The organism is Streptomyces sp. NBC_01235 (genome assembly GCF_035989285.1).
GTDB lineage: Bacteria > Actinomycetota > Actinomycetes > Streptomycetales > Streptomycetaceae > Streptomyces.
The window spans coordinates 912,697-935,242 of the sequence record NZ_CP108513.1 but is presented as its reverse complement, the minus strand read 5'-3'; the positions used below and the strand labels follow the sequence as shown (position 1 = coordinate 935,242).

At 70.0% G+C, this 22,546-nt stretch carries 22 protein-coding genes; 16 read left to right on the top strand and 6 right to left on the bottom strand.

Annotated features, from left to right (window positions below):
• Window positions 1-427 precede the first annotated feature (427 nt).
• The 4 genes from OG289_RS04250 (at window position 428) to OG289_RS04235 (ending at window position 3,565) form a co-directional block, all read left to right on the top strand.
• Window positions 428-673, top strand: a complete 246-nt coding sequence (locus OG289_RS04250; protein ID WP_327312647.1) for a hypothetical protein — start codon at window positions 428-430, stop codon at window positions 671-673.
• A 694-nt stretch (window positions 674-1,367) separates the two neighbouring features.
• A complete protein-coding gene (locus tag OG289_RS04245) occupies window positions 1,368-2,774 on the top strand; it encodes a flavin monoamine oxidase family protein (protein ID WP_327312646.1) in 1,407 nt (468 codons plus the stop codon).
• A gap of 34 nt (window positions 2,775-2,808) precedes the next feature.
• Window positions 2,809-3,294, top strand: coding sequence for an SRPBCC family protein (locus OG289_RS04240; protein ID WP_327312645.1), 486 nt, complete (start codon window positions 2,809-2,811; stop codon window positions 3,292-3,294).
• Between the two features lies 1 nt (window position 3,295).
• The gene (locus OG289_RS04235) at window positions 3,296-3,565 is read left to right on the top strand and encodes a class II aldolase/adducin family protein (protein WP_327312644.1); all 270 of its coding nucleotides are present in this window, start codon (window positions 3,296-3,298) and stop codon (window positions 3,563-3,565) included.
• A 78-nt stretch (window positions 3,566-3,643) separates the two neighbouring features.
• On the opposite strand, the gene OG289_RS04230 is transcribed toward OG289_RS04235, so the two are convergent.
• Window positions 3,644-3,925: a hypothetical protein gene (locus OG289_RS04230; protein WP_327312643.1), complete on the bottom strand. Its 282-nt coding sequence runs from the start codon at window positions 3,923-3,925 to the stop codon at window positions 3,644-3,646.
• 190 nt (window positions 3,926-4,115) lie between these two features.
• Here OG289_RS04230 and OG289_RS04225 point away from each other — a divergent pair, with 190 nt between their 5' ends.
• From OG289_RS04225 to OG289_RS04200, 6 genes are all read left to right on the top strand, one after another.
• Window positions 4,116-5,204, top strand: a complete 1,089-nt coding sequence (locus OG289_RS04225; RefSeq protein ID WP_327312642.1) for an AraC family transcriptional regulator — start codon at window positions 4,116-4,118, stop codon at window positions 5,202-5,204.
• Window positions 5,205-6,384: 1,180 nt separating this feature from the next.
• Complete coding sequence (locus OG289_RS04220; protein WP_327312641.1) at window positions 6,385-7,146, top strand: DeoR/GlpR family DNA-binding transcription regulator; 762 nt, start codon at window positions 6,385-6,387, stop codon at window positions 7,144-7,146.
• 94 nt (window positions 7,147-7,240) lie between these two features.
• Window positions 7,241-8,596: an ABC transporter substrate-binding protein gene (locus OG289_RS04215; RefSeq protein WP_327312640.1), complete on the top strand. Its 1,356-nt coding sequence runs from the start codon at window positions 7,241-7,243 to the stop codon at window positions 8,594-8,596.
• A gap of 80 nt (window positions 8,597-8,676) precedes the next feature.
• A complete protein-coding gene (locus tag OG289_RS04210) occupies window positions 8,677-9,636 on the top strand; it encodes a carbohydrate ABC transporter permease (protein WP_327312639.1) in 960 nt (319 codons plus the stop codon).
• The gene (locus OG289_RS04205) at window positions 9,633-10,517 is read left to right on the top strand and encodes a carbohydrate ABC transporter permease (RefSeq protein ID WP_327312638.1); all 885 of its coding nucleotides are present in this window, start codon (window positions 9,633-9,635) and stop codon (window positions 10,515-10,517) included. Before OG289_RS04210 ends, OG289_RS04205 begins: the two co-directional genes overlap by 4 nt.
• The gene (locus OG289_RS04200) at window positions 10,514-11,503 is read left to right on the top strand and encodes a zinc-dependent alcohol dehydrogenase family protein (protein ID WP_327312637.1); all 990 of its coding nucleotides are present in this window, start codon (window positions 10,514-10,516) and stop codon (window positions 11,501-11,503) included. The genes OG289_RS04205 and OG289_RS04200 overlap by 4 nt, the downstream gene beginning before the upstream one ends.
• 258 nt (window positions 11,504-11,761) lie before the next feature.
• On the opposite strand, the gene OG289_RS04195 is transcribed toward OG289_RS04200, so the two are convergent.
• The gene (locus OG289_RS04195) at window positions 11,762-12,061 is read right to left on the bottom strand and encodes a hypothetical protein (RefSeq protein WP_327312636.1); all 300 of its coding nucleotides are present in this window, start codon (window positions 12,059-12,061) and stop codon (window positions 11,762-11,764) included.
• Between the two features lie 328 nt (window positions 12,062-12,389).
• On the opposite strand from OG289_RS04195, the gene OG289_RS04190 reads away from it, so the two are divergent.
• The gene (locus OG289_RS04190; protein WP_327312635.1) at window positions 12,390-13,229 is read left to right on the top strand and encodes a helix-turn-helix transcriptional regulator; all 840 of its coding nucleotides are present in this window, start codon (window positions 12,390-12,392) and stop codon (window positions 13,227-13,229) included.
• Between the two features lie 76 nt (window positions 13,230-13,305).
• Here OG289_RS04190 and OG289_RS04185 read toward each other — a convergent pair whose 3' ends face one another.
• The 3 genes from OG289_RS04185 to OG289_RS04175 form a co-directional block, all read right to left on the bottom strand.
• A complete protein-coding gene (locus tag OG289_RS04185; RefSeq protein WP_327312634.1) occupies window positions 13,306-14,052 on the bottom strand; it encodes an SDR family oxidoreductase in 747 nt (248 codons plus the stop codon).
• Complete coding sequence (locus OG289_RS04180; RefSeq protein WP_327312633.1) at window positions 14,049-14,522, bottom strand: alpha/beta hydrolase; 474 nt, start codon at window positions 14,520-14,522, stop codon at window positions 14,049-14,051. Before OG289_RS04180 ends, OG289_RS04185 begins: the two co-directional genes overlap by 4 nt.
• Before the next feature lie 190 nt (window positions 14,523-14,712).
• The gene (locus OG289_RS04175) at window positions 14,713-15,180 is read right to left on the bottom strand and encodes a nuclear transport factor 2 family protein (protein WP_327312632.1); all 468 of its coding nucleotides are present in this window, start codon (window positions 15,178-15,180) and stop codon (window positions 14,713-14,715) included.
• Window positions 15,181-15,719: 539 nt separating this feature from the next.
• Between OG289_RS04175 and OG289_RS04170 the strand changes: the two genes are divergently transcribed.
• Window positions 15,720-16,697 carry an alpha/beta hydrolase gene (locus OG289_RS04170; RefSeq protein ID WP_327312631.1) on the top strand — a complete coding sequence of 326 codons (978 nt, stop codon included), beginning with the start codon at window positions 15,720-15,722 and terminating at the stop codon, window positions 16,695-16,697.
• A gap of 191 nt (window positions 16,698-16,888) precedes the next feature.
• On the opposite strand, the gene OG289_RS04165 is transcribed toward OG289_RS04170, so the two are convergent.
• A complete protein-coding gene (locus OG289_RS04165; protein WP_327312630.1) occupies window positions 16,889-17,647 on the bottom strand; it encodes a glucose 1-dehydrogenase in 759 nt (252 codons plus the stop codon).
• A 138-nt stretch (window positions 17,648-17,785) separates the two neighbouring features.
• Between OG289_RS04165 and OG289_RS04160 the strand changes: the two genes are divergently transcribed.
• The 4 genes from OG289_RS04160 to OG289_RS04145 all read left to right on the top strand — a co-directional run bounded on the left by OG289_RS04160 (window position 17,786) and on the right by OG289_RS04145 (window position 22,424).
• Window positions 17,786-18,460: a TetR/AcrR family transcriptional regulator gene (locus OG289_RS04160; RefSeq protein ID WP_327312629.1), complete on the top strand. Its 675-nt coding sequence runs from the start codon at window positions 17,786-17,788 to the stop codon at window positions 18,458-18,460.
• Between the two features lie 1,245 nt (window positions 18,461-19,705).
• On the top strand, window positions 19,706-20,356 hold the full coding sequence (locus tag OG289_RS04155; RefSeq protein WP_327320584.1) for an alpha/beta fold hydrolase: 651 nt from the start codon (window positions 19,706-19,708) through the stop codon (window positions 20,354-20,356).
• A 95-nt stretch (window positions 20,357-20,451) separates the two neighbouring features.
• Window positions 20,452-21,672 (top strand): acyl-CoA dehydrogenase family protein, encoded by a 1,221-nt coding sequence (locus tag OG289_RS04150; RefSeq protein WP_327312628.1) that lies wholly within the window; start codon window positions 20,452-20,454, stop codon window positions 21,670-21,672.
• Window positions 21,673-21,782: 110 nt separating this feature from the next.
• Entirely contained in the window at window positions 21,783-22,424 is a 642-nt protein-coding gene (locus OG289_RS04145) for a TetR/AcrR family transcriptional regulator (RefSeq protein ID WP_327312627.1), read from the top strand.
• Window positions 22,425-22,546: the final 122 nt, after the last annotated feature.

The following is a 22,546-nucleotide window of genomic DNA, read 5'->3' as shown; positions in this document are numbered from 1 at the left end:
TCTTGCTTCCCTTTCGCCGCCTCAGGGTCTGCCCTGAGATTCCTCCAGCTGGACGGTTGTGGGTACGGCTGCCGCCACGCCGGCCACGGCGACGATCCATGTCAGGCCGCGGTGGCCTCCGCGAGGGGCATTGGCGGGTCTGAGCACTGCCGCAGCAGCCTCCGCCCATCTTGAACCGCATCGAACACTCACGCAGGTTCCCTTCATGAAGGCAGAGCTGATCGCGTAACCGGCCGGCACCGGTATTCCGTGAGGAGTGCCGTGGCGATCGCACCCACCTGGCCGCGGTGCGGATGCCCAGTCCCTGTGACAGTTGGAAAGCTAGCTGGAGCGACCCTTCCTTCTCGCCCAACCATGGGTTGAACTGCGCCTGCAACCAGAGTGGTTGGCGGTGTACAACCTGGGGTGTAGCTGTGGTGGAAAGCGGGTGGAGCGATCGCTTGAGGCCTACGCTCGGGCGAAGTTCGCGCAGCGCACGTGGGGCGGGACGGTTCGCCGGGCCGTCCCGCAGGTGGCAGACATCGTCTACGTGGTGGTGTCGGTCGGCATCATGGGCACGCTGCTGCGCAACTGGCCGAACTCGCAGGGCTACTGGCGGCAAACCGATGTACGGGCCTACCTGCTGATCGCGCTGGTCCATCTTCCGCCGGCCGTGCGCCGCCGGCTCCCCTGACCGTGCTCGTCAGCACGGCGGCCTGCACGCTGTGCTGACTCACCCTGGGTTGCTACCACGTGGTCGTCGTCTGTCGTGGGCGAGGAAGCCAGCCGCGCAGCAGCCGAGACCACTGAATCCGATCCGATGGGCCGCACCCACAAGTCTTGACGATTGCTCCGACGGCGGTCCCCAGCGGTGCCCGGCGGTCCTGCGGGCAGGCTGGGGCAGCTCCAGGCACAGGCTTCATCATCCACGCCACGTGTCCGAAGGGTCCCCGAGCCGATGCCGTGCAGCTCGCCATAGGTGTGTCAGTCCGCGGTCCATGCTCTGACCGCCAGCGTCCTGGCCTGCGACGAAGGCCACCGAGGCTTCGCCCCCGAGTCCCTGGGCGGAGCCTCCGCCAGTCGGTAGGGGGATCCGCTGCGCGAAGGTTCCGTCCAGGCCCTTGCCGCCCACGCACCGACCACGCCGTCTCCAGGCGGCCTCCGCCTCCCTCCGGACCAGGGGCGCTGCCTGTCGGAGAGGCGACCGCCTGGCCGCTGAAGCCCCCTCGCTGACCGCCCGGACCGGTTCCCGGCGGCCGGCAGGTGAATAGTCTCCGTTCAGCCCTTGGACATGGGGGCACGATCGGCAGCCGGGCGGCCTCATATGCCGCTCCCATTCCGCCTGCGGCCGTACTCATCGGGGGCGCAGAACATGGCTAGGAGCGACCATGACCGGTTCACAGCACAGTGCGCCCACCAGCGGCCGCCGGAGGAGCGACGCCGATGTCGTCGTGATCGGCGCGGGTCTGGCGGGGCTCACGGCGGCGCGGGAACTCGTCGCGGCCGGTCTGTCCGTGGCGGTCCTGGAGGCCCGCGACCGGGTCGGTGGCCGACTGCTCAACCACGATCTCGGCGACGGCCAAGTGACCGAGATCGGCGGCCAGTTCGTGGGCCCCACGCAGGACCACATCCTGGCGCTGGCCAAGGACGTCGGCGTGGCCACGTACCAGGCGACCCTCCCCGGCAAGAGCGTGTACGTGCACGGCGGAACGGCGAAGCGGTTCTCCGGCAGCACGCCTCCGGACCTCCTCGCCCTGCCTGACATGGGCATCGCTCTGGCCCGCATCGCCAAGGCGGCGGGCAAGCTGGACCCGACGGCGCCGTGGCGAGCCCCGGACGCACGTGAGCTGGACGGCATGACGTACGAGACATGGCTGCGCAAGGCCGAGATCACCGGGGCGGCCGTCGACCTGGTCAACATCTTCCTGAACAGCGCGTACGGCGGTGAGGCGCGCGACGCGTCCGCGCTGTTCAGCCTCTGGTACGTCTCGACGTTCGGCGACGAGAGGCATCCGGGCACGATGGAGCGCGGCACAGGCACCGAAGGCGGTGCCCAGGACAGCCGGTTCGTCGGAGGCTCCCAGCTGGTCGCCCAGCGGCTGGCCGCGGAACTCGACGGCCGGGTCCGGCTGTCCGCGCCGGTGCGTCGCATCAGCCAGGACTCCACCGGCGTCACCGTCGTCTCGGATACCGGGGACTGGCGGGCCGGCCGGGTGATCGTGGCCGTTCCGCCACTCCTGGCCTCGCGGATCGTCTGGGACCCGCTGCTGCCGCCGCAGCAGGACCAGCTCTTCCAACGGCTGCCCTTCGGCACCCTCATGAAGTGCGTGGCCGTCTACGACAAGCCGTTCTGGCGGGCGGAGGGCCTGTCCGGCATGGGCCTGCTGCGCGACGGCTCTCCCATCCGCGAGATGTTCGACAACACCCCGCCCGACGGCGGACCCGGCGTGCTCATGGGATTCCTCGGCGGCAAGGAATGGCGCAAGTGGGCGCACCGCCCGGCCCGTGAGCGGCGCGGCGCGGTGCTGCGCTGCTTCGCCCAGGTCGTCGGGGAGCGCGCGTTCGACACGGTCGACTACGTCGAGCAGGACTGGACCGCCGAGCAGTGGACCCAGGGCGGTCCCACCTCCGTCGCCGCCCCCGGCGTGCTCACCGCCTACGGCGAGTGGATGGGCCGGCGGTTCGGCCGGGTGCACTGGGCGGGCTCGGAGTTCTCCCCGTACTGGACCGGCTTCATGGACGGCGCCGTCCGCTCCGGCAAGCAGGCCGCCACCGAGCTGCTCGGCCACGGCTGAGCACAACAGACGCAAGCAGAGAGAGAACCCTGTCGTGAACAAGTACGTCGTCGTCGAGAAGGCCGTCGTCAACGCCCCGGTCGAGCGAGTCTGGGAGATCGTCTCCCGTACCGACCGGTACGCCGAGTGGGTCGCCGCCGTCATCGAGGTCACCGCCCACCACGGCGTCGCCACGGTGGGCGGAACGTACGCCGAGAACAACCGCACCCTCGGCCCGCTGCGGACCCACTCGGTGTGGACCGTCAGGGAGGTCGAGCCCATGAAGCGCCGTGTCGACACCGGCACCGGTTTCGCCCCACTGCGGGATCTGACCAACGTCTTCGAGTTCCAGCCCATGAAGGGCCCGGACGGCCAGGACACCACGGAGATGACGTACAGGGTCGAGTACACCATGGGCCTCGGCCCTCTCGGGCTCCTCCTGGACCGCATCCAGCAACCCGCCATGCGCGCCGGCATGCGGACCTCGATGGCCAACCTCGACACTCTGATCCGTTCCGAGAACTCGACGACGGCGCGTTGACATGCCGCAGACGCATCCGTTCCTCGACGAGCAGCGGCGCTCCGTGGCGGCCGCGTGTCATCGCCTCGCGGAGGCGGGGCTGCTGATCGGCACGGCGGGTAACGTCAGCGCGCGGACGGGCGACCGGGTCGCGGTCACCGCGACCGGCTTCGTCCTCGGTCGGGCCGCTCCCGAGCAGGTCACCGTCGTCGGCTCGGACGGTGTCGTGGTCGCCGGAGACCTGGAACCGACCTCCGAACTCGAACTGCATCTCGGTTCGTCGGCTTCCTGAAGGACGGGCGCGCGGTCGTCGGCGGCGGCCACGACCGTGCGCCCGGCCTTGACATCCGCTACCTCTGCTACATCGTCCTCACGGTCCTCGCCGACGTGGACGCAGGCCCCCCGGTGATGAACAGGACACCGCGACCGTGGCCAGGTCGGGGGCCCAGCCGATCAGCAGCAGAGCCGCAGCGGTCGCCACGACGGCGGTCCGCATCGCGGCGACCGGCCCCGGACGCCGGATCACCGCCGGCCCGGCGAAGCCGCCGACGCCCGCGCTCAGCGCGACGGCCACAACGAGCACGGTCATCGTCAGCGGAGAGAGCGCGAGCCGCTCCTTGACGGCGGGCACCGTGGTGGCAACCGCGGCCACCGCTGCTCCCTGTGCGGCGAACACACCGTCGCCGCTACCCGTCGGGCCGGCGCGAGCGGGCTCCGCGAGGTGGGGTAACCGCGTGCAGTGCGCCGGAGGCCGGATGGGAGGCCCCGGCGGCCACGCCCGTCGACAGTTGCGGTGTACTGTCGGCGGCAAAGCAAGAAACGCCCTGGTGAGAGGGGACGTGATGCCCGATGCTCCCGCCCCGGTCACTTCGCCGGGAACCAGCCGCAGCACCTCGGCCACCATCGCGCCCAACATCCTGCGTTACCTCGCCCGGGTCGCCCATGAGTACAGCGTCGATCTGCAGCCGCTGCTGACCCGTGCCGGGCTGGACCCGACGGTGATGCGATCCGCCACGCTGCGGGTCTCCTACCGGCAGGGCAGTGACGTCATCCGGCAGGCGGTGGAGCAGACCGGGGACGAGCATCTGGGGCTGCGAGTGGGCGCGGCGCAGCACCTGACCGCGTGGGGGCTGCTCGGTTTCGCCATGATGGCCGCGGACACTCAGCAGGACGCCATCGAGACAGGGGTGCGCTATCAGAACCTTTCCGGGGCGATGACGGTGTGGTCGGCCGGCTGGGAGGACGTCGGCTACGTGCTGCGCGCCGACCTGCCGGACCCCGCGCTGGATCCGACCGTTGCCGTCTTCCTGATCGAGGAGGCGTACTCCAGCGTCGTCACTCTCACCCGTCTGCACGTCGGCGCCGCGTTCGCTCCTCAGGCAATCGATTTCGCTTTCCCCGCCCCGCGCGACAGACGCCCCTTCGAGGACTTGTTCCGCTGCCCGCTGCGCTTCGACGCCGCCGCCAACCGCATGGTGATCCCCACCCGGTGGGCCCGTGTGGCCATGCCGGGGCGAGACCCCATCACCTACGCCTCGGTGCTCGACGTGCTGGAGAAGCAGATGGCGTCACGGGGCAACCAGCAGGACCTGCTCGAGGTGCTGGAGATCTCCATCGCGCAGAGCCTTCCGGCCGTCCCCTCGTTCCTCGAGCAGTCCCGCAGGCACGCGTCCAGCGAACGCACCCTGCGCCGCCGCCTGGCCGAGTGCGGCACCACCTACGAAGCGATCGTCGACGGAGTACGCCGCGAGAGAGTCGAGCAACTCCTGCGCCGACCGGAGCTGACCCTCCGTGACATCGCCCGTCAGGTGGGCTTCGCCGACGTGAGCGCAATCCGGCGGGCGGTGCGCCGATGGCACGGAGCGACCCCGCTCGAGTTGCGCACCGGGCTGCTGGAGCGCGACGCGCCCAGGGGCCGGCCGGGCGCGTGAAGCACCGGGGCGGAGCGGCCGTGCCCGGAGGGGGAGTCCTCTGCGCCATGCCTGACCGCTGCCGCTGACCTGCGGTGACGTCCAGGGTTCCGTATCGGGCAGGTCTCTCAAGGAGCGGCAGGGACCACGGAGGCTGCGAGAGGGGCCGTCGCCGCCGCTCCGGCTTCCACATCTCTGGGAGGCAGGTTGCCGAGGCCCACGGCGGCACCGCCTGCGCCAGAACCCGACCCGGCGGCGGGGCCGTGGCCGGGTTCACCGCGGGCACCCCCGGCTCCTGCGGGACCTGGACCCGGAACCGGACCCGGACCCGGAACCGAACCCGGACCCGGACCCGGACCCGAACCCGAACCCGGATCCGGAACCGAACCCGGAACCGAACCCGGACCCGAACCCGGACCCGAACCCGGACCCGAACCCGGACCCGAACCCGGACCCGAACCCGGATCCGGAACCGGAACCGGACCCGAACCCGGATCCGGATCCGGACCCGGAACTCGCCGAGTCGCCGGACGAGCGGCAGTCGGCCGAGGGCCTGCTGAAGGCGTCAGGACAAGAGCCGCGGCCCGCACCAGAACCGGCCTGGGCGAGCCTGACGGGTCAGGGGTACCCGACGGCGACACGTACCGGGCCGACGTCGTGATCGGCACCGACGGTCCACCGCAGAGTCGTGCGGCGCAGCGTCGCGCCCCACAAGCCCGACGGCACCTTCGTCGGCCATACCGACGACGTCGTACACCACTCCCTGCGGGCTGCCGAGGAGCGGACGCCAGCCGCCGCGATCCCGCCGACTAGGCAGGTGACTCGTGGCCGGCGCTCTGGCGCGACGTTGTCCACGGCTGCATCGACCGGTATGCCGTCATCTCCGAGAACGAGGGAGCCCATGCCGCGACAGGTAACAGCAGGGAACACCACCGCCTGTCCGACAAGACGGGCAGCGAACGGGCACACCCGGTGGACATATGGGCAACGACCTCCCACACGCCGAGGCCCCGCACCGCCTATTCCAGGGGTTCGGGGCTTCGAAAAGCGGGCGCAATCGGTCATGAAGTACTACACGGCGAGCCTGGTCACCGGGGCGGCCTGCTTGTAGAAATTAGCCACCGGACGCCCGAACGGGCAGGGCATTCGGAAATCACTGCGCGGGCACACCCGCGCGGAGCCGTGGAACGGAGGTGTCGCCGTGGACACCGATGAGCGAAGACGCGGGATTCTGGAGACGGCACGCCGTACCGGATCCGTGGACGTCGGAAAGCTCGCCGCTGACCTAGGGGTCTCCAAGGAGACCGTGAGGCGCGATCTGAACGTACTGGAGGGGCACGGGCTGGTCCGGCGTACCCATGGCGGTGCCCATCCCGTGGAGAGCGCGGGCTTCGAGACCACGCTCGCCTTCCGCACCACCATGCACGTCCCCGAGAAGTCCCGGATCGCGACCGCCGCGACCGAACTGCTCGGTGACGCCGAGACCGTCTTCATCGACGAGGGCTACACCCCACAGCTCATCGCCGCCGCCCTTCCCCGTGACCGGCCACTGACCGTGGTCACCTCCTCCCTCGCCACCGCGGGTGACCTGGCCTCGGCCGAGAACATCACCGTGTTGCTGCTGGGCGGGCGAGTGCGTGGCGGCACGCTGGCCACGGTCGACCACTGGGCGACCCGTATGCTGTCCGGCTTCGTCATCGACCTGGCGTACGTCGGTGCCAACGGCATCTCCCGCGAGTACGGACTCACCACCCCCGACTCCGGCGTCAGCGAGGTCAAGGCCCAGGTCATGAGGGTCGCCAGGCGCCGGGTGTTCTCCGGGGTCCATACGAAATTCGGTGCCGTGAGCTTCTGTCGCTTCGCGGAGGTCACCGAGTTCGAGGCGATCGTCACCGACACCGGTCTGCCCGCCTCCGAGGCCCACCGCTACTCACTGCTGGGCCCCGAGGTCATCCGGGCCTGAGCAGCGGTCCAGCTCCATATCCCCATCCTCACTCCACCCCCGCAAGCCCGGGGCCCGGTTCCTCACGCCCTCGAAACATCCCCAGGAGTCAGTCATGCGCGCACGAAGAATGACCCACGCCCTCATCACGGCCACGGCCGCAGGATCGCTGCTGGTCGCCTGTTCCGGAGCTGGAGCCGGTGGGTCTTCGGGCGGCAGCAAGAGCATCAATGTGCTGATGGTCGGCAACCCGCAGATGGAGGACATCGCGAAGCTGACCAAGAGCACGTTCACCAAGGACACCGGCATCAAGGTCAACTTCACGGTCCTTCCCGAGAACGAGCTGCGTGACAAGGTCACCCAGGACATCGCCACCCAGGCCGGCCAGTACGACGTCGCCACCATCGGCGCCTACGAGGTACCGATCTGGACCAAGAACGGCTGGCTGCACGAGCTGGGCTCCTACGCCGACAAAGACACCGGCTTCGACAAGGCCGACCTGCTCAAGCCGATGGTGCAGTCGCTGTCGGGCTCCGACGGCAAGCTCTACGCCCTGCCGTTCTACGGCGAGTCCTCGATGCTCATGTACAACAAGGACGTCATGGCGGCGAAGGGCGTCACGGTGCCCGAGCATCCGACCTGGCAGCAGATCGCCGACATCGCGGCCAGGGTCGACGGCGCCGAGCCCGGTATGAAGGGCATCTGCCTGCGCGGACTGGCCGGCTGGGGTGAGCTGGGGGCGCCGCTGACGAGTGTGGTCAACACCTTCGGCGGCACCTGGTTCACCAAGGACTGGAAGGCGCAGGTCAACAGCCCTGCGTTCAAGAAGGCCACGAACTTCTACGTGAACCTGGTCAGGCAGCATGGTGAGGCGGGCGCCCCGCAGGCCGGGTTCACCGAGTGCCTGAACGCGTTGAGCCAGAAGAAGGCCGCGATGTGGTACGACGCGACCAGCGCGGCCGGGTCGCTGGAGGACCCCGCCTCCAGCAAGATCGCCGGCCATGTCGGCTACGCCTACGCGCCGACCGTACAGACCAAGAGCAGCGGCTGGCTGTGGGCCTGGGCGTGGGCCATGCCCAAGACCACCAAGAACGCCGACGCGGCCTCGAAGTTCATGCTGTGGGCGTCCAGCAAGAAGTACGAGAACCTGGTCGGCGCCAAGCTGGGCTGGTCGCGTGTCCCGGCCGGCAAGCGGGCCAGCACCTACGCCATTCCCCAGTACCAGAAGGCCGCCGGATCGTTCGGTGACATCACGCTGAAGTCCATCGAGCAGGCCGACCCGGCCAACCCCGGCGTCCAGCCGAGGCCGACGGTGGGCATCCAGTACGTGGCGATCCCCGAGTTCCAGGACCTGGGCACCAAGGTCACCCAGGAGATCTCCGCCGCCATCGCCGGCAAGACATCCGTGGACAAGGCCCTCGACGACGGCCAGAAGCTCGCCGGGGACGTCGCCAAGAACTACCAGAAGTGACCTTCACCGCCCGGCCGGCCCCGTCGCCGGCCGGGCACCGCCTCCCCCACCCCGGCCGTCACCGGCAGAGGAAACCCTTCATGACCACGCTCACCGCACCACCCAAGACCGCACCACCACCCGCCCGGCCCCGGAAATCCCCGGGCACAGCCAAGTGGAAGCGGCGTATCCCGCTGCTGCCGGCACTGATCTTCACCATCGCCGTCACCCAGCTGCCGTTCGTGGCCACCCTCGTCATCTCCACCTTCCAGTGGAACATCCTCAAGCCGGGCGAGAGGCACTTCGTCGGCCTGGACAACTTCACGTTCGTCTTCACCGACGAACGGCTGCGCACGGCCGTCCTCAACACCATCGTGCTCACCGCGTCGGTGGTGCTCCTCAGCGTCGTCCTCGGACTCGGCCTGGCGATGCTGCTCGACCGCCGGTTCGCCGGCCGCGGCCTGGCCCGCACCCTGCTCATCGCACCGTTCCTGGTCATGCCGGTCGCGGCGGCGCTGCTGTTCAAGCACGCCCTGTACAACCCCGACTACGGCCTGCTCAACGGCACCCTCAACGCCATATACCGCCTCTTCGGCGCGGACAACGGCCCCACCGTCGACTGGATCTCCTCCTACCCCATGCCGGCCGTCGTCCTCTCGCTGGTGTGGCAGTGGACGCCGTTCATGATGCTGATCCTCCTGGCCGGCCTGCAGGCCCAGCCCGGTGACGTCCTGGAAGCGGCCCGCATGGACGGCGCGTCGGCGATGGCGACCTTCCGGCACATCACGCTGCCGCACCTGCGCCAGTACATCGAACTGGGCGTCCTGCTCGGCACGATCTACATCGTGCAGACCTTCGACGCGGTCTACACCATCACCCAGGGCGGCCCCGGCTCACAGACCACCAACCTGCCCTACGAGATCTACCTGACCATGTTCCGCAAGTACGAATACGGCCAGGCGGCCGCCGCCGGCGTCGTCGTCGTCCTCGGCGCCATCGTGATCGCGACCTTCGCACTGCGCACCATCGCATCACTCTTCCGCGAGGAGGCATCCCGATGACTCACGCAGCCCTCGCTGCACCCGGCGCCAGGTTCAAGAAGCTCCTGCACCGAGGCGACGACCACGGCAGTGCACCCAAACTCTCACCGCTGTGGACGTTCACCGCCTGGCTGGCCACGCTGGCGTTCTTCGCACCGGTGGCATGGATGGTCCTCACCTCCTTCCACCAGGAAGCCGACGCCGCCACCAACCCGCCCACCCCCTTCGCCCCGCTCACCCTCGACCAGTACAAGCTGCTGTTCAGCCGCGACATCACCCCCTTCCTCCTCAACTCGGCCATGGCCAGCATCCTTTCCACACTGCTCGTGCTCGCCCTGGCGGTGCCCGCGGCCTACGCGCTGTCCATCAAACCGGTCCAGAAGTGGACCGACGTGATGTTCTTCTTCCTGTCCACCAAGTTCCTCCCCGCCATCGCCGCCCTGCTGCCGGTCTACCTGATCGTCAAGGACGCCGGAATGCTGGACAACGTATGGACACTCGTCATCCTCTACACCGCCATGAACCTCCCGATCGCGGTGTGGATGATGCGCTCCTTCCTCGCCGAGGTCCCCAAGGAGATCCTCGAGGCCGCCGAAGTCGACGGCGCCGGCCTGCTCACCGTGCTGTGGCGGGTCGTCGCACCCGTCGCCATGCCCGGACTCGCCGCCACCTCGCTGATCTGCTTCATCTTCAGCTGGAACGAGTTCATGTTCGCCGTCAACCTCACCGCCACCCAGGCATCCACCGCCCCGGTCTTCCTCGTCGGCTTCATCACCAACGAAGGCCTCTTCTTCGCCCGGCTCTGCGCCGCCGCCACCCTGGTCTCCCTGCCGGTCCTCATCGCCGGCTTCGCCGCCCAGGACAAACTCGTCCGCGGCCTCTCCCTAGGAGCAGTCAAGTGAAAGCCGCTGTCATCCAAGCGCCCGGCAAGGTCACCGTCACCACGGTGCCCGACCCGACCCCCGGGCCGCGCCAGGTCGTGATCGACGTAGCGGCCTGTGGTCTGTGCGGGACCGATCTGCACATACTCCAGGGCGAGTTCGCACCGAAGCTGCCCATCATCCCCGGCCACGAGTTCGCCGGAGAGGTCGTGGGCCTCGGCAGCGAGGTCACCGAACTCGCCATCGGCGACCAGGTCGCCGTGGACCCGTCCCTGTACTGCAACGAGTGCCGCTACTGCCGGATCGGCCGCAACAACCTCTGCGACCGGTGGCAGGCGATCGGCGTGACCGTACCGGGCGGCGCCGCCGAGTACGCCGTGGCACCCGTCGCCAACTGCGTACGGCTGCCCGACCACATGGACGTCCAGGACGCGGCCCTGATCGAACCGCTGTCCTGCGCCGTGCGCGGCTACGACGTCCTCAACAGCAGGCTCGGCTCCCATGTGCTGATCTACGGCAGCGGGACGATGGGCCTGATGATGCTGGAGCTGGCCAAGCGCACCGGCGCCGCCTCGGTGGACGTCGTCGACGTCAACCCGGAACGGCTGGCGACGGCCCAGAAGCTGGGCTGTTCCCAGGCGGCCCTCTCCGCCGACGAGTTGGGGCGGCCGGCCGGTTGGGACGTGGTGGTCGACGCGACCGGCAACGCCGCCGCCATCCAGGACGGTCTGGAACGGGTCGCCAAGGCCGGAACGTACCTGCAGTTCGGGGTCTCCGACTACGCGACGACGGCCACCATCTCGCCGTACCGCATCTACAACCAGGAGATCACCATCACCGGCTCCATGGCCGTCCTGCACAGCTACGAGCGCGCGGCGGAACTGTTCGCCACCGGGGTGCTCGATCCGCAGGTGTTCATCAGCCACCGGATGCCGCTGACGGAGTACCCGCAGGCACTGGACCGGTTCGCCGCCGGCCAGGGGCGCAAGATCGTCGTACTGCCCTGATCCCGCCCCGGCCGGTGCCCTCGGCACCTTCGTCGCGGTCCCACGCCCGGTCGTGCCATCCGCCGGCCGGGGGTCGGATTCGGTCGAAGCCGGAGCCCGGCCGCGGTGGGCTTCCTCACGGCGGGGTCATGGACTCCGTGTCCCTGCGACGTCAATGCCTTCTTCGCGTCGTGAAAACGGCGCCGTCCGCAGCCGTCGTGGCGGCGCAGCCGGTCAGCGGCTGCGCCGAGGCACGGGCGGTCTCCAGGTGTCGCGGGCTCAGGCCGTGTGGAGGACGTCGATCACGCGCCAGTCGACACTCGCGTGGTCGATCGTGGCGTGGACGGGCGAGGAGCCCATCTCGGTCATGATGCCCGCGGCCGAGGCGCGGGCCTGCTCCTCGCTGTCCCAGGCCACGATGTCGACGACGGTGCCGTCGCCGTGCACCGCGATGTTCCGCCACCGGTAGCCGGGCTGCCGCGCCAGGTAGGCGTCGATGTCCTTGTTGGCGTCGACGAAGTCGGCGGCCGTGCAGCCCGGGGCCGGGGCCAGGGTGGTGATCTCCAGAACGTGCGCCATGAAGGCTTCTCCCCATCATCTTGGCAGGCAGCGCCGCGGCGTGTGCCGCTCGCTGATCTCCATCCTTGACAAGCGTCCGGAGGGCGGGAAGGCCGTACCTGCCAGGGTGCGGTGCACCCACCCTGCCGCGGCCTCCCTCGGGCACCGCTGCTCGACCACACTCGGTTCCGGGCCGGTCGGCCCACGCATGGTGCCCTGCCGTCCCCCGGGCGGACACCACGCGCCGGCCGACCGGCCCCCGTCACCAGGAGGGATCCCTGTGCGTCTCGTCGTCCCCGCCCAGGCGCCCACAGCCGCCGGCAGCCGGCCACGCAGTACTGTCGGTCGCATGCACAACGCGTCTGCCAACTCGCTCGGCGACTTCCTGCGCGCGAGCCGTTCCCGCCTGGAACCGTCCGATGTCGGACTGCCCGTCGGTGGCGGCACCCGCCGGGTCGAGGGACTGCGCCGGGAAGAGGTCGCCGTGCTGGCGGGCATGAGCGCGGATTACTACGTCCGCCTGGAACAGGGCCGCGAGACCAACCCCTCGCCGCAGGTCGTCGACGCCCTCGGCAGGGCACTGCGCCTGGGTGCCGATGCGCGCACCCACATGTTCCGGCTCGCCGGCATCAACCCCCGGATGAAGGCCCACAGTCTCCGCGACCAGGTGCACGCCGACCTGCTGCGGCTGCTCGACACCTTTCCGACGGCCGCGGCCTACGTCATGGGCCCCGCGTTCGACATCCTGGCCACCAACGCCGTTGCCGACGCCCTCCTGGCTGCCTTCGAAGGGGAGACCAACATGCCGCGGATCCTGTTCAGCCACCCGCAGGCCCGCGAAGTCTTCCCCGACTGGCAGCTGGTCGCCGGCTCGACCGTGTACGCGCTGCACCTGAACGCGGCCCGGTTCAGCGACGCCCCGGAGATCGACGACCTGGTTCAGGAGCTGCTGGAGACCTCAGGGGAGTTCCGGACCCTGTGGAACGACCAGAACGTCAGGGCCCTCACCCGCGCCTACAAGGTGTTCGTCCTTCCCGAGGTCGGACGCGTCGAGCTCACCTACCAAAGCTTCGACGTGCGCGACGCGCCCGGCCAGGAGCTGCTGGTGGGCTCGGCAGAGCCGGGAAGCCGCAGCGCGGAAGCCCTTGCCTACCTCGCGTCCATGGCCGCTCCCCAGGTGCGGGGTTGACCCCGTCGAACGTGGACTCACCTCCCTTCTGAACCGTAGGACGTACGACTCAGTTCGGGACCGTGGGACGTACGACTCAGTTCTGGACCGTGGGACGTACGACGATCTCGTTCACGTCGACGCCCGCAGGCTGAGCGATCGCGTAGCCGATGGCCTCGGCGACCGCCGAGGCGGGCAGCCCGATCGACTCTGTGGCACTGCGCGCGGCGCCCTGCGCCTGCGGGTCACCGCCCTTGTCGGCCAGTTCGGAGCGGGTGAAGCCGGGGCTGACGACGGTGACCCGGATGTCGGAGTTCTCCTGCCGCAGTCCCTCGGACAGGGCCCGCACCGCGTACTTGGTCGCGCAGTACACCGCGGCCGTGGGGTCGACGCGGTGGGCGGCGGTGGAAGCGATGTTGACGACGTGTCCGGCCCGGCGCTCCAGCATCGACGGCAGCACGGCCGCGATGCCGTGCAGCACACCCCGCAGGTTCACGTCGATCATCTGGTCCCACTCCGTGACGTGCAGGGCGGCCATCGGTGCCAGCGGCATCACCCCCGCGTTGTTGACCAGCACGTCGATGCGCCCGTGACGGGCCAGCGCCGCCTCGGCGAAGGCGTGGACGCCTGCCCGGTCGGTGACGTCCAACTCGGCGTACTCGGCGCTGTACCCGGCCTCGCGCAGCTCCTTGGTCAGCAGGGCGAGACGGTCGGTGCGCCGGGCACCGAGGACGACGTGGTGCCCGGCCGCCGCCAGGTGGCGAGCGGTCGCCTCACCGATGCCGCTGGACGCTCCTGACACGAGAATGATCTTGGGGTCGGACGGGGTGGAAGTCGTGCTCACAGAACTCTCCGGAGTGGGTGGGGGACTCGGTGCCGACGACTGCCGGCCATCCGAGTCTTCGCCCACGCGCCTTTGGCAGGAAGGCCGCGCCGACCTGGGTGCCGCACACCCTCCTTCGCCGCGCCGGCTCCCTCGACGCTGGGCGAGACCCGCCTCCGGTGCCCCGCGGTGCTGCGCTCACCGGCTTCAGGCTGCGTGCGGTTCTCGGCGTGGGTGCCGTTCGGCGGCGTCGAGGCCGGCCCGGTGCGGAAGAAGTCGGTGAGCTTGGCGATGACGGGGCCGACATGCTGCTCCTTGTCGTAGAGGTCGACGTGGCTTGCGCCGTCGATCCAGTGCAGTTCCTTCGGGCCGCGGGCGTTCTGGAACGCTTCGACGCCCATCCAGGAGGTCACCGCTTCGCGTCCGACGATCAGCAGCAGCGGGCGCGGCGCGATCAGGTCGATGTGGCGGAAGGCGTCGAGGAAGACCATGCGGTGGACACTGGACCAGGTGAAAGAACTTGGCCGAGCGGGGGTGCTCGGCGCGGTCGGTGCGGTAGTACTCCCACCCGTCGAAGACATGCCGGCCGAGTGCTCGGGCCTGCTCGGCGGTGTCGGGGAAGAGCTGGACTCTTCAGGAGGACGGCTGCGGCACCGATGCCGGTCAGGGCGCGGTGCCCGCTCAGAAGCCGAGGTCCGTCAGGCTCGGGTGGTCGTCCGGGCGACGTCCCAGGGGCCAGTGGTACTTCCGCTCGGACTCCTTGATCGGCAGGTCGTTGATGCACGCGTGCCTGGCGCGCATCAGGCCCTGCTCGTCGAACTCCCAGTTCTCGTTCCCGTAGGAGCGGAACCAGTTGCCCGCGTCGTCGTGCCACTCGTAGGCGAAGCGGACGGCGATCCGGTTGTCCGTGAAAGCCCACAGCTCCTTGATCAGCCGGTAGTCGAGCTCTCTGGCCCACTTCCGCCGCAGAAACGCCACGATTTCGTCATGTCCTGTCGCGAACTCCGCCCGGTTCCGCCAGCGTGAATCCTTGGAGTACGCCTGCGCCACCTTCTCGGGGTCCCTGGTGTTCCAGCCGTCTTCCGCCAGCCGGACCTTCTCCACGGCGGTGTCATGGGTGAACGGGGGCAAGGGGGGACGAGTTGTCATCTCTTCTCCTCAGTCGTGTCATTTCCTGATCCGGTGTGTTGTCGAGTTCAGGCTGTCACTGGTCGGGCCACCTCGCATCGGTCATACGACGGTGCTGAAGCCGGGACAGGCGGTCGACCCGCCTCGTAAGTCGTACCGCTTCCGCCCCGCCAGTCGATGTCGATCACGAGATCTGTCGTTTGACCGGTCCGCCCTCTCAGGGGTGGCCGCGTGGCCGCGCTCCCACGGCCGGGGGCGACGGGCCTTGCGGGCCGAGGACGCGACGCGGACCGGAGCGCACTCATCGGCGTCGCGCCTCGCGGAACCGGCTCGGGCCTCGTTTGCGGCGGCGCGGGGCAGTCACATGGCCGGGACAGTGCGCCGGCGTTCGCAGTCGGATGACCGATGCGCCGAGGTCCCGGCGGGGCTTGCCTGGAAACCGTTCCCTCGTCTGCGTGGGGCCGGCGGCTCTTGGCGGTCACGGGCGCTCCCGTGCCGGCTCCGGCGGACGTCGCATGCCCGCGCTGGTGCGTGGCGCCCTCACCGTCAAGGAGCGCGTGATGTCCGATTTCACCTTCACTCCGGTCGAGCCGATCCTCGAACCGGCTGCCCGCGAGTTCGCCGAGGCCACCTCGGCCCGGCCGTTCCTATTCGACCTGGCACCGGCGGATGGCCGCAAGGCGGTGGAAGAGGTGCAGTCCACAGGGGTCGACAAGCCCGAGGTGGACGAGAACTGGGTCGCGGTCTCGGGTGGGCCGAGGGGCAGCGTCGCTGTGCGCATCGTGCGTCCCAAGGGGGCCACCGGCCCGCTGCCCGCGATCTTGTACATCCACGGCGCGGGGTGGGTCTTCGGCAGCGCGCACACGCACGACCGGCTGGTACGCGAACTGGCGACGGGCGCGCAGGCCGCCGTTGTCTTTCCCGAGTACTCGCTGTCCCCCGAGGCCCGTTATCCCGACGCTCTGGAGGAGAGCTACGCCGTGGCCCGGTGGGTGGCGAGCCAGGGGGCGGAGCGTGGCCTCGACCCCACCCGGCTGGCCGTCGCCGGCGACTCGGTGGGCGGCAACATGGGTGCGGCCCTGACGCTGCTGGCCAAGGAGCGCGGGGACGTCTCCTTCGTGCAGCAGGTGCTGTTCTACCCGGTCACCGACGCGAGCTTCGACACCAACTCCTACCACCAGTTCGCCGAGGGCTTCTTCCTGCGCCGGGACGCCATGCGGTGGTTCTGGGACCAGTACACCGCCGACGAGGAGCAGCGTGCGGAGATCACGGCCAGCCCGCTGCGGGCTACGGAACAGCAGCTCGCCGGCCTTCCCCCGGCGCTGGTCGTCACCGCCGAGGCCGACGTCCTGCGGGACGAGGGGGAGGCGTACGCCGCGAAGCTGCGCGCCGCGGGAGTGCCGGTCACCGCGACCCGGTACGGCGGCGCCATCCATGACTTCGTCATGCTCGACGCCCTGTCGTCGACGCACGCAGCCCGCGGGGCGATCGCCCAGGCCGTCGCCATGCTGAGGCAGGCGCTGAATACCGGGAGCTGACCCGGCCGGGAGGCGGTGGGGTGGTTGGCGAGCTGCCCTCCGACAGCGAAGTCAGTCGTGTGCGGTGCGCTGATCTGGGCCGACTGGGTTGGATGCCAACGGCGACGAGTCTCTTTCGATCACTCGGCAGCCCCCGCGACAAGGGTTCGGGCGCGTACGACGCCCCCCTCCGGTTGCGAGTGGCGGGTCTCCTACTGGGCCTTGTAGCCGCCGTCGACGTTGAGGATGGTTCCGGTGACGAAGGACGCCGCCGGGGAGGCGAGCCAGGTGATGGCCTCGGCGACCTCGATGGGGTGGCCGATCCGGTTGACCGGCTGGAGGGCTGCGATGGTGGCCTCGTCCCAGGTGCCGGCCTCGATGGCGGTGCTGAGGATGTCGGTCTTGATCGCGGCGGGGGCGACGCCGTTGATGCGGATGTTGTCGGTGGCGTACTCCAGTGCTGCGGACTTGGTCAGACCGACCACGGCGTGCTTGGTGGCGGAGTAGTTGGCCGCGTAGCGGATGCCGCCGAGGCCCGCGATCGAGGCCAGGTTGATGATGGCGCCGCCGGGGTTGTCCTGGGCCAGCATCTGCTGGATCTGGTACTTCATGCCCCAGAAGACGCCGAGCACGTTCGTGGTGAGCATCTGCTGGAAGCGGCTGGTGGGCTCGTCGGCCAGGCGGCCGGTGTCGAGGGAGACGCCGGCGTTGTTGACCGCGACATCGAGCCTGCCGAAGCGCTCGACGGTGGCCGCGATCAGGGCGACGACGGACTCTTCGGAGTCGACGTCGGCGGCGATGAAGGCGGCCTGGCCGCCGTTGTCGCGGATCTCGCGGACCACGGCTTCTCCCGCCTCGGCACGGCGGCCGGAGACGACGACGGCATGGCCGGCGCGGGCCAGGGACAGGCTGGTCTCCTTGCCGATGCCGGTGGTGGCTCCGGTGACCAGGGCGACGCTGGAAACGCTCATGACGGTGGACCTCTTTCACGTGCTGGATGGTGCGTGCGGCCGACGACCCCGAAATAGAAGACCGGCGGTCTCTTGTTCTCCCAAGTTAAGAGACTGGTGGTCTGATGTCAAGAGACCGGGAGTCTGTAACATGTGCGTATGGCGACTTTCCAGCGGGCGCGCAGCGAGGAACAGCGCGAGATCCGGCAGCGGGCGATCCTCGACACCGCGGCGGCGATGCTCGACGAGATGCCGGTGAGCGCGGTCAGCCTCAACGAGCTGAGCAGGCGCGTCGGCTTGGCGAAGTCCAATGTGCTCAGGTACTTCGAGTCGCGCGAGGCCATCCTGCTGGAACTCCTGGACCGCAACTGGCGGCAGTGGACGGCCGGGCTCCCCGCGCAGCTGGACGCCGCGATCGCCCCGGACGCCCCGGTGCTTCAGCGCGGTCAAGCCTTCGCCGCCGTCTGGACCCGTTCCCTCGCGCAGAACCGCATGCTGTGCGACCTGCTCAGCGCCCAGGCCGGCGTCCTGGAGCACAACGTCTCCGCCGACGTGGCCGCCCGCTACAAGCGGTCCGCCCTCGACAGCGTCGCCGCTCTTGCCGCCCTGGCCCGCCGTCACCTGCCCGAACTCGGCGACCGTGCCGACCAGTTGTGCGCCCAGGCCGTCATGGTGACCGGCGCCGTGTGGACCCACGCCCGGCCCTCCGCGGCCATGCTCGCCGCATATGAGGCGGACCCCTCGCTCGCCGCCCTGCGCATGGACTTCACCGCCACCCTGGCGGAGATGCTGACCACCCTCATTGCCGGGACCCTGGGCCGGGCGGAGGGGTGACCATGCGCGTGGTCGTCTTCGGGGTGCCAGGCATGTGGCACCGCCGCAGTGATCGACCTGGTCGCGATATCCGCCGGCGCCGTCGGCTCGGCCTTCTCCACGATGCCGTCGTACAGCCGCACCAGGACATCCAGTGCAGTGGAGTCGATCTGCGTCAACTCGCCCGGTGCGTCGGCCGGCACTTTCCCGAACGGGAGGGCCGGGGTGTCCAGCCCGACGCGCATTGACCGAGCGGTGCGGCGTCGCCGGGCCGGTCGCGTGCGTGCCGGCGGCCGGCTTGTCGAACAGCCGGTAGAGCGTGCGCTCCGCGGGCGCCCCGATGCCGTCGGCGTCCTCGTAGGACGCCAGGAACTGCTTCGTCCGCCAACGGGGAACCCGATCACCTTCGAGTAGGCATCGGCCGTCTCGGCGATCACCTGCCGCATCGCCTCGGCCACCGCGTGAGCGCCCCGACCGAAGGCGGGCGGCGGCTTGGCCCACCGGCCGTCGCCACCCCGGCAAGCCCGTCGCGCAGTTCGTCGCGCCGGACGCCGTCACCCGATGTCCCGTTGCCGTCGGCTCGGCCGCTTCGACCCGCTCGCGTTCGGTCGGCGAGTGCGGCTTCGGGTCGAACCCGGGCCGCGGCGCCGCCCCGGCGGGGGCGCCCGGCGGCCGCCCGTGCGGCACCTCCAGGAGGTGGGCCGCCCACCGGAGGAGCCTGGTCGGCGGCCTTCCTGGGGGACTCTGCGATCCGGGCGATCGGTGGAACCCGCCGCCCCTCCTCCTTCATCCGGCACCTCCACCGGCCAGGCGCACGAACGTGCGCGGGCCCAGCACCTCGACCGCCGTCCCCTCGGCGGACAACTCCTGCCGCCACAGCAGGTGGAACAACACAGGCGACGTCGCGAGCCGGTCACCAGTCGTATCGGCCCCGAGCGACAGCGGCCCCGGTTGTCGAGCAGACCTCCGGCAGCCGGTACGGCCGTACCGCACTTTCAGCCTGCTCGCCTCGCGCGACTGGGTTCACTGTCGCCGATGCCGAAACGGCTGGGTCCGCTGTCACACGCCTCGATCGGATGACAGGGGACACAAGCGACCGTCATCCGCTGGTGCGTCCGGCGGGAGACTTGCTGGACATGGCGTTGGACAGTGTGTCCAATCTGCTTTAGGCTCCTGCAACGGCGCTGGTGGGCGCCTTAGTTGTCTGATCCTGAGAGTGGGACTTCCGTGGCAGTTGATGGAGTTGACCGTCCGACCTTGCTCCTGGTGCACGGGGCATGGCACGGCTCCTGGTGCTGGGACACGCTGAGAGCGGCGCTCGGCGCCGACGGCTGGACGACGGCTACGGTCGACCTGCCGAGCGCCGGGCAGCAGGCCGGGGTGCGGGACGACGCGCGAGCGGTGCTCGCCGAACTGGAGCGCATCGACGGCCCGGCAGTGGTGGTGGCCCACTCCTACGGCGGCATACCGGTCAGTGAGGCCGTCGCCGAGGCCGGCAACGTGTCGCGTCTCGTCTACCTGGGGGCGTACCAACTCGACGTCGGGGAGAGCCTCCTGGGGTACCACAGCGCTCCGGTTCCGCCGGAGCCGCACGGCTTCCAGGCGGTACCTGACCATCCGGTCCCGCTGTTCTACGCAGACGTGCCCGAGCCCGAGGCCGAGGAGGCCGCCAAGCAGCTGGTGCCGCAGAGCACGAAGTCCTTCAGCGACACGCTGACGCGGGCGGGATGGCACACCATCCCCTCCACGTACATCGTCTGCGAGCACGACCGGGCGCTGCCGCCGCAGGATCAGGAGGCGCTGGCCGCCAGGTCCGACGCGGTCCACCGCATCGCCTGCCACCACTCGCCGTTCCTGTCGATGCCCGGGGAACTCGCCGCGCTCCTCACGAGGATCGCGCTCGGATCGGCCGACTGAGCCTCGGGCCGAACGCACATTCCGGGACCCTTCCGCCGTTCCCGGGGGATCCGCCGCCGGAACACCGGCGACACCGCACACAGAGGGAGAACGTCATGACCAGCACCGGCACCCACCGCCACGACGAGGCGAGCGCACGGTCCAAGGAAGACATCAGGGCGGGACTCGTGGCACGGGCCACCGCCCTGCAGCCACTGCTCCGGGATCGGGCGGCGCACGGCGAGTCGGCCCGCGCGGTGCCGAAACAGGTCGTCGACGCGCTGGCCGAGGCCGGCGTCTTCCGGTTGCTGACCCCCAAGCGGTACGGCGGCCACGAGACCGACCTGCGGACGCTGACCGAAGTGTCGGAGGCGCTGGGGGCGGGCGACGGATCGGCGGCCTGGGTCGGAATGATCATCTCGGTGACCAACTGGCTGGCGTGCCTGTTCCCGGACAAGGCCCAGGAGGAGGTGTTCGGCGCCGACCCCGACGCCCGTGTGACCGGCGTGGCGGCACCGACGGGCATGGGGGAGCGGGTGCCGGGCGGCTGGCGGGTCAGCGGCCGCTGGTCGTACAACTCCGGTGCTCCCTACGCCACTTGGGCGGCGGTCGGTGCGCTGCTGAAGGACGACGACGGTGCGGTCACGGACCAGGCGATGGTCCTGATACCCGCCTTCGACCTCGCCGTCGAGGACACCTGGCACACGGCGGGCATGAAGGCGACGGCCAGCAACACCCTGATCGGGCAGGACGTGTTCGTCCCCGAGCACCGTGTGCTGTCGGTTCCCGCGGCCGCCGAGGGCTCCTACCCACGCTCGCACCGCGACGAGGACCTGTACGGCTCGACGTTCGGCCCGATGCTGTTGCTGTGCCTGGTCGGGCCGCTGCTCGGACTCGGAAACGCGGCCTTGGACCTGGTGGTGAAGGCGGCCGCGGCGAAGCCGCTGTCGTTCACCACCCATGGCCGGCAGGCGGACTCCGTGGGCGTCCAGATCCAGGTGGCCGAGGCGGCGCTCAAGCTGGAGACGGCCCGGCTGCACACCTACCGTGCGGTCACCGAAGTGGATCAGGCCGCCGCCTCCGGCCCCCTGGACTACGCGGCACGCGCGCACATCCGGGCCCAGGCCGGCCATGCGGCCCAGCAGGTCGTCGAGGCGATCGGCATCCTGCTGAACACACACGGCTCGTCCGCGTTCGCCGACACCAGCCCCCTGCAGCGGATCTGGCGGGACGCCAACACCGCGGCGCGCCACGCCGGCCTGGTCCCGGCCGTCGGGCTCGAGGTGTACGGAAAGGCCTTCCTGGGCATCGGGGAGCGGGTGAGCCTCATGGTCTGAGCCCGCGCCGGGCCCGCAGCCGTGCGGACCGCTTCAGCCCTGGTCGGCGAGTAGGGGCCGCACGCACAGCCCGCGGCGAGGCCCTTCGGCCGACTCCTTAGGATGGCGCCATGGCTTCCACCACTCGACGCCCCTCCACCGCGGCCGACCGCCGGGCCGCACTCGAAAAGCGGATCCTGTCCGAGATCGAGGAACTGCTGCGCGGTGGTGTGACCTATACAGAGCTGAGCGTGGAGCAGATCGCGCACGCCGCGGGCATCTCGCGGTCCACGTTCTATCTGTACTTCCGTGACAAGGTCGACGTGCTGCTGAGGCTGAGCGGCTCCCTCAAGACGGAGAGCTTCGCGATCGCGGAGGCCTGGCGGCCCTGTGATCCCGACGGGGGGGTCGACGGGCTGGCCCGAACCTACGAACGCATCCTGCGGCACTACCGCGAACACGCGGCGCTGTTGTCGGCGATCAACGAGGTGGCCGCGTACGACCCCGTGGTCCGCGAGGCGTGGACGGCCGACCAGGACCGGTTCATCGACAACGTCGTGACGGTGCTGGAAGAGGAGCAGCAGGCCGGCCGTACCCCGACGGACATCGACCCCCGGCTCGCCGCCAAGGTGATCGTCCAGGGAGGCGCTCAGGTCATCGCTCAGCAGGTGGCGAACAGCGGCGGCGGCGACGATGTCCTCGTCGCCGCCGAACTGGCCCGTGGCTACTGGTACGGCGTGTACCGCCGCCCCGGAGACCCGACCGCCGACTGACAGAACCGCCGCGGTGCCGCCAGAAAAGGCCCGGCCCGCGGCTCACGCATGCGCGCGTCGGTCCACTGGCCGAAGAACGGCGGATCGGCGGCGCATCCCAGAGGGTGCGGCCGCCTCGGACA